Raw genomic sequence first — 13417 nt, 5'->3', positions numbered from 1 at the left:
TGCCGGTGCGGGAAATTGATATCAGGCAGAGTGCTCGACACCTTCTTGACGTTCCGCATGGATCAGCAATGGTTTTGCTTTTCCTTCGACAACATCAGCGCTGATCACGATTTCCTCGACACTTTCGAGGGTTGGCAGGTCGAACATGGTATCAAGCAAGATGCCTTCCATGATCGACCGCAAGCCACGTGCACCGGTTTTACGTTGAATCGCCTTCTCGGCAATTGCTTTGAGCGCATCGGTCTGGAAGGTCAGTTTAACGTCTTCCATATCGAACAGACGCTCATACTGCTTGATCAGCGCGTTTTTCGGCTCGGTCAGGATCTGGACCAAAGCATCATCGTCGAGATCTTCAAGCGTTGCCAAAACCGGCAGACGACCAATGAACTCCGGGATAAGACCGAATTTCAAAAGATCTTCCGGCTCAACACCGCGCAAGACATCACCCGTGCGCCGCTCTTCAGGGCTACGAACATCGGCACCAAAGCCAATTGCGCTGCCCTTGCCACGCTGCGAGATCACCTTATCGAGGCCCGCAAATGCGCCACCTACGATGAACAGGATGTTGGTCGTGTCAACCTGGAGGAATTCCTGTTGCGGATGTTTCCGGCCACCCTGCGGCGGCACAGAGGCAACAGTGCCTTCCATGATCTTCAGCAATGCTTGCTGGACGCCCTCGCCCGAAACATCACGCGTAATCGACGGATTGTCCGACTTGCGCGAGATTTTGTCAACTTCGTCAATATAGACGATGCCGCGCTGGGCGCGTTCGACGTTGTAGTCTGCAGCCTGCAACAGCTTAAGAATGATGTTCTCGACGTCTTCACCGACATAACCGGCTTCGGTCAGTGTGGTGGCATCCGCCATGGTGAAGGGAACATCAAGAATCCGTGCCAAGGTCTGGGCCAGAAGCGTTTTACCGCAACCGGTCGGACCTACCAGCATGATATTGGATTTTGCCAGTTCGATATCTTCGTTCTTGCTGGCGTGATGCAGACGCTTGTAATGGTTGTGAACCGCGACCGAGAGAACTTTTTTCGCATGGCCCTGACCAATGACATAGTCATCAAGGACCTTGCAAATCTCTTGCGGAGAAGGCACCCCGTCAGCCGATTTGACGAGATGGGTTTTGTGCTCTTCGCGGATGATGTCCATGCAAAGCTCTACGCATTCATCACAGATGAATACGGTTGGACCGGCGATGAGCTTGCGAACCTCGTGCTGGCTCTTTCCACAGAAAGAACAGTACAGAGTGTTCTTGGAGTCCCCGCTATTCGATTTGCTCATACAAACCCCAATTACGTTTGACGTTATCTTTTATCGCCATGTTAGCCGGTAAACGATACCGATCTCAACGTTTAATCTGCGCTTTTCGGCCATTTGGCTACTTGATTGATATGGGATCGCCATTGTGGTTGCGAAACCCCTTACTCTAATCACCCAAACGTTTGAGTAACCCGCAAGTTCCAATCAACGGCCAAAAAGCCACGCACCCTCTTGTCTATGACTTAAAACTGCCATGAGGCAAGTCATAAAAAAACGCCCCGGCCAACGACCGGGGCGTTTTCACCGACCGTTATCAGACGATCAGTCTTTCTTTTCGGCGCTTTCCGTCTTCGGACGCGACGTAACCACCTCGTCAATCAGACCAAATTCCTTGGCCTGATCGGGGGTCAGGAAGTTATCACGCTCCATCGCATCTTCAATCGTCTTGAGATCACGGCCGGTATGTTCGACATAGATCTCGTTAAGACGCTGACGCAGTGCCAGAATTTCGCGGGCATGGATTTCGATATCCGATGCCTGCCCCTGGAAGCCGCCAGACGGCTGGTGGATCATGACACGTGCATTTGGCAGGCAATAACGCTTACCTTTTGCACCGGCCATCAACAGTAGTGAGCCCATGGAAGCCGCCTGCCCCATGCACACCGTAGAGACATCACAACGGATGTACTGCATGGTGTCATAGATGGCGAGACCAGAAGTCACAACACCGCCCGGAGAGTTGATATAGAGCGAAATATCCTTATCAGGATTTTCCAATTCGAGATGCAGGAGCTGCGCGCAGATCAACGACGACATGCCGTCATGAACCTGACCGTTGATGAAGACGATCCGCTCCTTGAGCAAACGCGAAAAGATGTCATAGGCCCGTTCACCACGGCTGGTCTGTTCAACCACCATCGGTACGAGCGAGTTCATCCGTTCTTCAATCATCAACTGCAATCCTCCTGCATGATCCCAAACCGATTCCGGTAAGGATGTATTCACTTCCGATTAGTCAGCTTTCTTTTTAGCAGCCGGCTTCTTGGCAGCAGCTTTCTTGGCCGGAGCCTTTTTCTCTGCGTCCTTTTTCGCCGGTGCCTTTTTGGCAGCCGATTTTTTCTTCGGAGCTTCTTCTTCCTCTTCAGGCTTCAGAAGCTCTTCAACGGTGACGGTCTTTTCTTCAACCTTGGCAAGCTCAACGATGAAATCAACGACCTTGTCTTCATATACAGGGCCCTGAAGCGCCTGCAAGGCCTGCGGGTTATTTTTGTAGAATTCAATAACCTGCTGTTCCTGACCCGGATATTTCTGGGCTTCGGCAACGAGAACCTTGTTGACGTCTTCCTGAGTAACCTGAATGTCGTTGTTACGACCAACTTCAGCCAGAAGCAGACCAAGAAGAACGCGGCGTTCTGCGATTTCGCGGAACTCGGCGGTCAGCTCTTCTTCGGACTTGCCTTTGGTTTCGTCGTCTTCCTGTCCAGCTTCACGGGCCTGTTTGATCTGACCAATGATACCTTCGAGTTCGTTGTCGACCAAGGAGGTCGGCAGTTCGAACTTGTGGTTCTCAGCCAGCGCGTCAAGCAGTTCGCGCTTCATTTTCTGACGCGCGACCGATTCGTACTCACGGCCGTAATCCTTGCGGATTGCGTCTTTGAGCGCCTCAAAGCTGTCCTGACCGAGTTTTTTGGCCAGTTCATCATCCAGCTCAGCCGGTTTCTTTTCTTTGATTTCTTTGACGGTCACGTCGAACTCGGCATCTTTGCCGGCAAGTTCAGCCGCACCGTATTCTTCCGGGAATTTAACTTTAACGACGAGTTCGTCGTCAGCGTTAACACCGGTAAGCTGTTCTTCGAAACCTTCGATGAACGAACCGGAACCCAGTTCAAGTTCGTAGGCTTCGGCTTTGCCGCCTTCGAATGCTTCGCCATCGATTTTGCCGAGGAAGTCGATAACGACAACATCACCGGTTTTCGATTTGCGTTTGCGCGCCAACGGAGCAGTGGTGCCCTGTGCCGCTGCAATACGCTCAAGCGTTTCATTGACTTTGGCATCGTCGAGTTCAACGACTTCGCGGGTCAGCTTCAGCTTTTTGAAGTCCATGGCTTCGATCGCCGGGATGACTTCAACAGCAATGTCGAACTCAAGATCCCCGCCTTCATCGAATTTGGTTACTTCGATTTTCGGCTGAACGGCCGGGCGCAGGTCATTGTCGTTAAGAACTTTGCCTGTGTTTTCGTTCACAGTGGCTTCAAGAACTTCGCCCATGACCGATTGACCGTAGCGCTGACGCAGGAGTTTCGCCGGGATTTTGCCCGGGCGGAAGCCTGGAAGGCGAACCTGGTCTTTGATCTCGTCAAGCTTGGCGACGACTTTTTCTTCGATGAGTGCGGCTGGCACCACGACTTTGAACTCGCGCGCCAGGCCTTCGTTTTTGGTTTCAGTAACCTGCATAGATAACTCTTTTGCTTGGTTCGAATAATGTCCGTTACGCGACGCAGTCCGGACGTCAGAAAGTCAAAATGACTAAACGAATATGTAATCTGGTCCAAATGTATGGTCTGCAGAGTGGTACGGGCGAAGGGACTCGAACCCCCACGAATTGCTTCACCAGGACCTAAACCTGGCGCGTCTACCAATTCCGCCACGCCCGCACACAAGCATACCAAACACGCCGGACGAACCGGCATGAGTGCGCCTTAATACAAACTTCGCTGACCTCATGCAAGCATCGCCTTTCGACATTTGCGTTCTGGCTTCAATTAAACCGCTTCAACACCCCAAAACCTTGCGGTTCTGCTGGCTTCGTTATGTCATGAAACTAACGCAAAAGGCGCTTCACACTGCTTGAAACAGCGATTTCGCCCTGCCCGACATAGTTTTCATGATTTTTTTCGATCATCGGCAGGTGATAAAGATAATTGACCATCATGCCAAATGACTGCGCCCAGCCGTCCGGCTTACCGTTACCGTTCCAGTTTAAACGCTCGATGCGTGCGCCATTACTGAGATGGAAATGTGCGACTGGATCAAATGCCGCCCCGGTTTCTGGTCGTTTGGCATTCAGAAGATACCATGCAGTCAAAAACTCGATATTGGTTTTGGTGCGTTCCCCCACCGCATCGGGGCTTTGTGCGGGTGGTTTTGGCCCCATCAATTCATCACAATCGTTTAATGCCGCTTCGATGATCTTGGGTAAGCCGGTTTCCGCCCCCTTTGCCATGGCATCAAGCTGACGATCCATCCAGATCCGCAGCCCCGGTATGGGGGATAAGGTACAAAACTGTTTTAGATGCGGCAAATCGCGTTGCAGTTGGCTTACCACCCGCTTGATCAGGAAATCACCAAAGCTGATCCCGGCCAAACCGGCCTGCGCATTCGAAATGGAATAGAAAATTGCTGTATCAGCCCTCTCGACTGATCCCGCATCATCGCCATCATGACCTTCATCATTATCGTCGGCTTGAATAAGCTTGTCGATGTTTCCGGAAATTCCGTTGACCAAGGCAACCTCGACGAAGATCAAAGGCTCATCTGGCATTCCCGGATGGAAAAAGGCAAAGCAGCGCCGGTCTGGTGCAAGCCGACGTTTCAGATCATCCCAGCTTTGAATGGCATGAACGGCTTCATAGGCAATCAGTTTTTCCAGAAGCGACGCGGGTGAATTCCACGTAATCCGTTCGAGTTCAAGAAACCCGATATCAAACCATCCCGCCAGCAAGGTCTTGAGATCACGTTCCAACATTGCCAGTCCGGGGGCTTCTTTGCGCCAGCGCAAAAGATCACCGCGCAGATCAACCAGAAACTTCACACCCTGCGGTAATGAATTGAATTCCTTAAGAATTGATCGAAATGGCGGCACAAGCGCATCGCGCAGTTCAGATTCGAGCAACGCCCTTTCCGCCAGATCATCGGCCATATCCCAATCGGTCATGATGGCCGCAACCCGATCACGATCAATCCCAAATTCATTGACCAGCAAGTGCAAGAAAGCCCGCTTACCATCGTCATCAAGACGCAAGAAATCATGACCAAGGGCGGCCGCACGCCCTCGTGCCGACACCGCCCCACCGCGCCCGGCAAGACAATCGGCAATCTGCCGACGCCAATGTTCCTGACGGCTCTGGTTTTCATCGCGTCCCAAACTGCGCACAACCGAACTGTCACGCAGTTCACGCCACGCACCACGCAGATTATCAAGTGTTCTGTCGAGAAATGTTTGCGACATGGTGGCCTCCAACGGCCTATTGGCAGAAAATATAATGCCCACCGGCAATTTTAAAATCTGGCATGACAACACAAGATACGCATCGCTTCGTCATGCTTGATGTCCTGATATATCGGTGTTGTTTTGTTCTGCGTCCAGCATCGCAACAAAGATGTCATCGAAATGACCACGCAAAGGCTAAGTAAAAGCTATTTGCGCGATGCCAGCCACAATTCGCGCAAGATCACCGGAAAATGATCGGGGATGTCCTCGGCAATCAAACCCGGCCCAATATCTGTGCCACTGCGCCCGTGCAACCAAACACCCATGCAGGCCGCATCAAACATTTCCATGCCTTGTGCCATAAGCCCGGCAATCACCCCGGCCAAAACATCCCCCGACCCGGCTGTTGCCAACCATGGGGCGTCAACCGCACTGATAGCGGCACGTCCATCCGGGGCCGCAATAACGGAGTCCGCCCCTTTTATCAGGACCGTGGCACCACTGCGCTTGGCCGCCGCACGCGCACGGGCCAGCTTATCGCCGTCAATATCGGGAAACAGGCGTGTAAATTCGCCTTCATGCGGCGTCAGAACCGTTGGTCCCTGCACGGCAAAACATAATGTAGAGGGATCGTCGGAGAAACTGGTTAGCGCGTCCGCATCCAAAACGGTTGACCGGCAAAGATGCAAAAGCTGCAACACCAGACTGCGCGTACTGTCACCAACTCCGTAACCCGGCCCAACAACAAAAGCATTATGCCGACAGTCGTTCAAAAGGGCTTCAAGCCCGGAAATGGATGCCGTCATAGTGCCCGGGGCATCGGCGGCATAGACCGGCAATACAGACGCATCGGAAACAATGGTCAACAACCCAACACCCGAACGCCGTGCCGCGCGCGCGACAAGCCGTGTCGCACCCGTCATCATGGTCCCGCCAAAAGCCAGCAAATGGCCACGATGATATTTATGACCATCAAGCCCCGGCCAGCGAATACCAGCCCGCCACAACACCGGATCATTGCGCCAGCATGTCGGGCGGATTTCCGACACCACCTGATCGGAAATGCCAATATCACGGATGGCAAGTTCACCGCACAGCTGCCGTCCCGGCAACAAATAGTGCCCCGGCTTGGCCCGACAGAATGTCACCGTCAGATCCGCCTTGATCGCACACCCCATAATGCACCCGGTGTTTCCGTCAACACCGCTTGGCACATCGACCGAAACCACCACAGACATGCTGTCATTGACCGATGCAACAAGGTCGGCAACGTCGCCGGTAATGTCACGCGCCAGCCCCGCGCCAAAAATACAATCAACAATCAGATCCGCACCAATCACCAATGCCGGTGACAAGCGTTCGGTTGCACCGTCCCACTGTTTGGCATGAAAGGCTGCATCACCGCCAAGGTGTTCGACCTCACCCAGCAACCCAAGCCGCACTGACCAGCCTTCGTCACGCAGCAATCTGGCAATGACAAACCCATCACCACCGTTATTGCCCGGACCACACAGAACCGAAACTGATCTGGGCGACCAATGGCGTACGATTTCCTCAAACACCTTCCGCCCGGCATTTTCCATCAGAACATCACCGGGAATGCCACCATCAATCGTCTTGCGGTCAGCGTCATACATCTGGTCGGTTGTTAGAATTTCAAACATTTTTCACCCTCAAAATTCCCTACCAACATTCCCTATCAACATCCTTGGCGCAGTCAACCTAAGCACCGACTGTAAATCAGCAACAGACATCGGTAGCCATTTGTTTTTCGCCTCAGTATATTGCAAACGATTTCGCGAGTCAGACAGTTAAGACAGTTACGATCATTTGCATTGGTGTTTTGGTCTGATCGGCCCGCATACGCGAGAATTCACAACGAGGCTTTTCCGGCATGCATGTTGTCGTTTTGGGCGCTGGCGTCATTGGGACGACGGCGGCCTGGTATCTTTTGGAAAATGGCCATCAGGTTACTGTCATTGACCGCCAACATGCCAGCGCACAGGAAACCAGCTTTGCCAATGGCGGGCAAATTTCGGCCTGTCATGCCACACCCTGGGCCAATTCAAGCACTCCCAAACAAATCCTGAAATGGCTGGGCCGCGAAGAAGCCCCCCTTTTGTTTCGGATGCGCTTTGACCCAAAGCTGTTTGCCTGGGGGCTTCGCTTCCTGCGCAACTGCACCGATGCACGGGCCAAAGAGAACCTTGAAAAGGCGTTGAGGGTTGCGGTGTACAGCCGTGACTGCCTAAAGCAACTGCGCAAGGATACCGGCCTTGACTATGATCACCGCCAACAGGGTATCCTTCACATATGCCGTGATGACGATGAATTAACCGCGGTCGAGACAGCCACCGCGCAAATGCGTGACTTTGGTCTGAACCGGCGCGTGGTCAGTGCCGATGAATGTTACGAGATTGAACCTACCCTGCGTCACAGCAAGGCCCGCATCATCGGCGGTAGCTTTACCCCCGACGATGAAAGCGGGGACGCGCAAAAATTCACCAGCCTTCTGGCAGAAAAATGTATCGAACGTGGCGCAATTTTCAAATTTGGCGCTACGATCACGGGCCTTGACCATGATCAGGGGCGCGTTACGTCTGTACGCACCGATCAGGGGGAGATTTCCGGCGATGCCTTTGTTGTCTGCTTGGGCAGTTACAGCCCGTTTTTGACCAAACCCCTTGGCATTCATCTTCCGATATATCCCTGTAAGGGCTACTCTATCAGCATCGACACCACCGGGCATGATGGTGCTCCGCAAACCGCCCTGATTGATGACAGTGTGAAAATGGTTTATGCGCGCCTTGGCAACCGGCTTCGCGTGGCGGGAACAGCCGAACTGGATGGATATTCCCTGCGAATGTCCGAACGTCGCAAACAGTTGATTGTTGATAAAGCATTCGAACTATTCCCGAATTCCGGCGATCGGTCCAAAATTGAGTTTTGGTCAGGCCTGCGCCCGGTTACGCCGGATTCTGCCCCTATTCTTGGGGGCACAAAATATGGTAATCTATTTCTAAATACGGGGCATGGGACGTTGGGTTGGACAATGAGTTGTGGATCAGGCAAGGCAATCGCCGACCTGATAAGCCGCAAACGCCCAGACATTCCACTAACGGGGTTAGGTATCGAACGTTTTTGAACGGGCGTTACTGACGAATGATGGGATCAGGGGACGACATGACCAGCAATACACCGATTGGCACGCATACCGTACCATTGGCAGATCAGGTCGTTCTTAACGCCCTTCCGTATGCCGCGATCATTTGTGACCGCAACGGCAAGGTCCTGCAATGTAACGAAGCCATTGCACGGATGATTGGCGTTTCCAAGGAACGCATGCTGGGCACCACCGCCGGTTTCCTGTCCAAGGGCCTTCTGAACGACATTGAAGATGTTTTCGCATCCGGACGGTCTTGGCGCGGTGACATTGTGCTGGTCAGCGCAAATAACGACAGCCACGTCTGTGACCTGTCGATTGCGCCGCTGGAATACTTCCAGAACAATGAGACCCGCACGGCTGTCTTGATGACACTTCTTGAAAATGACCGTCAAAAACAGGCCGAACGCAGCCTGATGGAACAAAACCGCAATCAGTCCGATGCCAATGCGTCAAAATCCGACTTTATCGCCAATATGGGCCATGAGTTACGCACACCGCTGAATGCAATTATCGGCAATTCCGAATTGATTGCCGAAGGCGTGCTTGGCGATATTACCGACGGATACCGTGATTGTGGTCGCGATGTTTTTGAGGCTGGCAAGCACCTGCTGGAACTGGTCAACAACGTTCTTGATGTTTCCAAGCTGTCGGCAGGGTCCATGACGTTGCAGTTAAACGACGAAGACCTTGTGAGCGTCATCAAAGAAGCCACAAAGCTTGCACGTGAAGATATTTCCCGCCACCAGCACAGCCTGCACTTCAATATTGCCGAAACACCAGTTCCGATGCGCTGTGACAAGCTCAAGATCAAGCAAATCCTGATCAATATCCTGAGCAATGCGGCAAAATTCACCCCTGATGGCGGTGTCATCACCGTTGACCTAACCCAGACGGACAAGGACATCACGATTTCCATCGCAGATACCGGTGTGGGCATGAGCCCAAATGACATCCCGCGCGCCTTTGCAAGGTTTGCACAGCTTCATCCGTCCGGGGTTAAGGAAAGTACAGGGACCGGTCTTGGTCTACCGCTGGCAAAGCTTCTGGTCGAACTGCATGGTGGCCGCATGAGCATCGAAAGTGCGCTTGGCAAAGGAACGACTGTGGGCATTACCCTGCCCCGTCTCTGATCACCGCCTGAATAGACAGATCCAAAATACGTAAAGCCCGCAACGGAGCACTTTGGCTTCTGATGCGGGCTTTGCTGTCTATTGGCCTCTGGTCTGGCTTATTGCTGCTTGGCAGAAAGGTTTATCTGATCGTGGCGTTGCCTGATTTCGTCGGGCCAACGGCTTTTGACGTACGAAAGGCTGGCCAGAATTTCCTCATCCGTCAGGACATCCTCAAAACCGGGCATCGCCGACTGATAATCATCCCCGGCCATGACCGATGGCCCATATTTGGTTAGAGCAAACAGCACCGCATCAGGATGATGCCACGTATGTCCGGTTTCATCATGAGGTGGTGCAGGTAGCAATCCGTTGGCATCGCGTTCACGCCAGTTGTCCTGTCCTTCGAATTGCCGACCGTGGCAGGACGCACAATTGGCGTCATAGACTTTCTTGCCAAGTGCGACCAACTTCAAATCATCCGGGCGAAGTTCAACGGATTGATCCCCACCAGCCCCCGGTCCGAAGAAAGTGATGATGCCATAAACAATGGCGGCACCAACCACCCCACCGATGACGAAAACGCCTTTATCTTTCACTGTGAACTCTCTCTTTGTTTTTTATCGCGCGTTTTTAACTGGCGAGATCATTGATGATGGGGCAATGCGGGCGATCATCCCCATGACAGGCATGCACCAGATGAGACAATGTCTTTTGCAGGCTTTGCAGCTCAGCAATCTTGCGTTCGATTTCCACCAGATGGGTTTTTGCGATGTTTTTGACGTCCGATGACGCGCGGTTGCGGTCTTCATACAGCGACAACAACACGCGGCAATCCTCAACCGAGAACCCAAGCCCGCGTGCACGCTGTAAAAAGCGCAACTTGTGCAAATCATCCTCACCATAATCGCGATAACCATTGGCAAGACGTCCCGGCGTCACCAGACCGATATCTTCGTAATACCGGATGGTTTTGGCGGGCAATCCACAAGCACTTGCTGCGTCGGAAATATTCATTTTTGTGCCCCCCGCGCTTTCCAGCGTCGCAGCATCACAGAGTTACTGACAACCGATACAGAACTAAGCGCCATCGCCGCCCCGGCAATCGCCGGGCTCAGCACACCAAAGGCCGCCAGAGGAACACCGATGACGTTATAGGCAAAGGCCCAAAACAGGTTCTGGGCAATTTTGCGACGGGTCGCGATTGAAATATCAATGGCGTCGGCCACCAACGCTGGATCGGAACGCATCAGGGTAATGCCAGCCGTTTCCATGGCAACATCGGTTCCCCCGCCCATCGCAATACCGACATCCGCTGCGGCCAATGCTGGCGCATCATTGATCCCGTCGCCAACCATGGCGACATGACGGCCTTCTTTACGCAGTTTTTCAACCGCCAGCGCCTTGTCCTGCGGACGAATACGCCCTTCACCGCGTTCAAGACCAAGTTGTTCGGCGACATAGCTTGCAACTTCCTGACTGTCACCTGACAGCATGACGCTGTTAATCCCGCGCGCCTTAAGGTCGGCAATCGTCTGTTTGGCTCTTTCGCGAATGCGGTCTTCAAGGGTTATAAAACCGGCATATTTGCCATCAATCGCGATCAGGATGACAGTTCGCCCACACGCCTCATGTTGCGCAATATCAGCCGAAATGACATCGGCATCCGGCATGGAAACTGATTGATCGCGCAACATGGTGTCCGTTCCGATGACAACTGATTTGCCTTCGACCGTTGCCATCACGCCAGCACCGGTTTTGCCCCGGAACTCGGTCACATCTGGGATATCCATCCCCTGATCACGAGCAATCGACACCATAGCACGGGCCAATGGATGTTCGCTGGCCGCCTGAACCGCGGCGGCAAAACGCAAAAGGTCATTTTGATCAACACCGTCAACAGGTTTGACATCGCGCACCGTCGGGCTGCCTTCGGTCAGGGTGCCGGTTTTATCAAAGATGACGGTATCAATGTTATGTGCCTGTTCAAGCGCATCAAAATTGCGGATCAGAATACCCGCGCGCGCCGCACTGCCCGTACCGGCAACCAGTGCCGTTGGTGTTGCAAGACCAAGCGCACAGGGGCACGCAATCACCAGCACCGATACAGCAGCCACGATGGATGCCTCCATCCCGAAACCGGCGAACAACCAACCAGCCAGCGTCACAAGCGCAATAACGATGATGACGGGGACAAAGACAGCAGAAACCCTATCCACCAGTTTTTGAACGGGTGCCTTGCCAGTTTGTGCCTTTTCCACCAAGCGAATGATGCGCGACAACGTGGTGTCGTCGCCAACAGCACTGACCTTGATATCAATTCGTCCGGTGCCATTGACCGCCCCACCGACAACCTCATCCCCGGCCACGCGCGCAACCGGGCGTGTTTCACCGGTGATCAGGCTTTCATCAAGTTCGCTTTCGCCCGCATCAACAATACCATCAACAGGCAAACGTTCACCGGGCAACACCCGCACGATATCGCCAACCTTCAGTTCGTCGATGGCAACATCAATATCCTTGCCATCGACGATTTTACGGGCACGGCGCGGACGCAATGCCATCAATTCGCGAATGGCGGCAGATGCCCCGCGTTTGGCACGGTCTTCCATGATCTTACCGCCAAGGATCAGGGTGATGATGGCGGCAGACGCCTCAAAATACAGATGTGATTGGCCACTCTGGGCGACAATCATGTTGTACAGGCTCAGGAAATAAGCCGACGACGTGCCCAATGCGACGAGGACGTCCATATTCGCACTGCGATGGCGTAATGCGGCAAACGCCCCGCGATAAAACCGCCACCCGATCAGGAACTGAACCGGTGTTGCCAAGGCAAGCTCAACCCACGCAGGCAAATGATATTCAACGCCGAGATACATCCAGATCATCTGAAGCACCAGCGGTGCGGTCAGAACAACCGACGCGCCCAGCAACAGCAACGACCGGTCAACCGGTTTGCCTGACCGCGCCGCGGTTTCGCTATCATTGTTGTTGTTTGCAGATGATTTATTCCGTGATGTCGCATGATACCCGGCATCTTCGACCGAACGGATAGCGATTTCATCACTCATCTGACCGGGAAGTGCGGTGATGCTGGCCTGCTCAAGAGCAAAGTTCACAGTGGCCTCTGTCACACCGGGCAATGCGGCCAATGCCTTTTCCACACGACCGGCACAGTTGGCACAGGTCATGCCATCAATGTCATAGGACCAGGTTTCTTCGGCGACGGAATAACCGGCATCCGCGACCGCCTGCGCAATGCGCCGCACATCCACTTTGTCGCCATCAAATGCGACATGTGCGGTATTGAGGGCAAGATTGACATCAACGCTTGTGACCCCCTCAAGTCCACCAACCGACTTTTCCACCCGTCCGGCACATCCGGCACAACTCATACCGGTGATTTCAAGATTCACGTCGCGGCTGTTGGCGCTTCGACTTTGTGGTGTTTTCGCGTCTGACGCAGGATCGTTGATCGCGGCGTCTCTTGCTTCTGTCCGGCTATTCATTTTCCTGAACCCTTAACGTGGTTTCATGTCTGATATAGGCGACGATAGACCTTCCAGCAACTGGAAGGTCAAGCAGGAAAATCAAACAACCGCGAACCAAATGCCAAAGCAAGGTCGCAACAAACAAAAGGGCCCCGAAATGCAACACTGCACC

Annotated in this window: 10 protein-coding genes and 1 tRNA gene; 2 read left to right on the top strand and 9 right to left on the bottom strand. The window is 53.3% G+C overall.

Translation table 11 applies throughout. The annotated features are described in order from the left end of the window. Positions 1 to 21: 21 nt before the first annotated feature. From clpX to AC0VXT_RS08695, 6 genes are all read right to left on the bottom strand, one after another. Complete coding sequence (gene clpX, locus AC0VXT_RS08720; protein WP_022732405.1) at positions 22 to 1287, bottom strand: ATP-dependent Clp protease ATP-binding subunit ClpX; 1266 nt, start codon at positions 1285 to 1287, stop codon at positions 22 to 24. Between the two features lie 300 nt (positions 1288 to 1587). Further along, positions 1588 to 2217, bottom strand: a complete 630-nt coding sequence (gene clpP / locus AC0VXT_RS08715; RefSeq protein ID WP_475548323.1) for an ATP-dependent Clp endopeptidase proteolytic subunit ClpP — start codon at positions 2215 to 2217, stop codon at positions 1588 to 1590. 60 nt (positions 2218 to 2277) lie between these two features. Then, on the bottom strand, positions 2278 to 3720 hold the full coding sequence (tig, locus tag AC0VXT_RS08710; protein WP_022732407.1) for a trigger factor: 1443 nt from the start codon (positions 3718 to 3720) through the stop codon (positions 2278 to 2280). Between the two features lie 115 nt (positions 3721 to 3835). After that, positions 3836 to 3920: transfer RNA gene (locus AC0VXT_RS08705), tRNA-Leu, on the bottom strand. Positions 3921 to 4087: 167 nt separating this feature from the next. Next, a complete protein-coding gene (locus AC0VXT_RS08700; RefSeq protein ID WP_475548322.1) occupies positions 4088 to 5494 on the bottom strand; it encodes a malonyl-CoA decarboxylase in 1407 nt (468 codons plus the stop codon). A gap of 188 nt (positions 5495 to 5682) precedes the next feature. Then, a complete protein-coding gene (locus tag AC0VXT_RS08695) occupies positions 5683 to 7140 on the bottom strand; it encodes an NAD(P)H-hydrate dehydratase (protein ID WP_475548321.1) in 1458 nt (485 codons plus the stop codon). 230 nt (positions 7141 to 7370) lie between these two features. Here AC0VXT_RS08695 and AC0VXT_RS08690 point away from each other — a divergent pair, with 230 nt between their 5' ends. Continuing rightward, the gene (locus AC0VXT_RS08690) at positions 7371 to 8621 is read left to right on the top strand and encodes a D-amino acid dehydrogenase (RefSeq protein ID WP_475548320.1); all 1251 of its coding nucleotides are present in this window, start codon (positions 7371 to 7373) and stop codon (positions 8619 to 8621) included. Positions 8622 to 8659: 38 nt separating this feature from the next. Next, entirely contained in the window at positions 8660 to 9772 is a 1113-nt protein-coding gene (locus AC0VXT_RS08685) for a PAS domain-containing sensor histidine kinase (protein WP_475548319.1), read from the top strand. Between the two features lie 98 nt (positions 9773 to 9870). Here AC0VXT_RS08685 and AC0VXT_RS08680 read toward each other — a convergent pair whose 3' ends face one another. From AC0VXT_RS08680 to AC0VXT_RS08670, 3 genes are read right to left on the bottom strand one after another with little or no spacing between them, the layout of a single operon-like run. Beyond that, positions 9871 to 10350 (bottom strand): c-type cytochrome, encoded by a 480-nt coding sequence (locus AC0VXT_RS08680; RefSeq protein ID WP_475548318.1) that lies wholly within the window; start codon positions 10348 to 10350, stop codon positions 9871 to 9873. A 34-nt stretch (positions 10351 to 10384) separates the two neighbouring features. Further along, the gene (gene cueR, locus AC0VXT_RS08675; protein WP_475548317.1) at positions 10385 to 10768 is read right to left on the bottom strand and encodes a Cu(I)-responsive transcriptional regulator; all 384 of its coding nucleotides are present in this window, start codon (positions 10766 to 10768) and stop codon (positions 10385 to 10387) included. Further along, positions 10765 to 13263 (bottom strand): heavy metal translocating P-type ATPase, encoded by a 2499-nt coding sequence (locus AC0VXT_RS08670; RefSeq protein ID WP_475548316.1) that lies wholly within the window; start codon positions 13261 to 13263, stop codon positions 10765 to 10767. The genes cueR and AC0VXT_RS08670 overlap by 4 nt, the downstream gene beginning before the upstream one ends. Positions 13264 to 13417: the final 154 nt, after the last annotated feature.

The sequence above is a fragment of the Thalassospira sp. Z349TD_5 genome, assembly GCF_056173045.1.
This window is presented reverse-complemented; position numbering and strand designations above follow the sequence as displayed.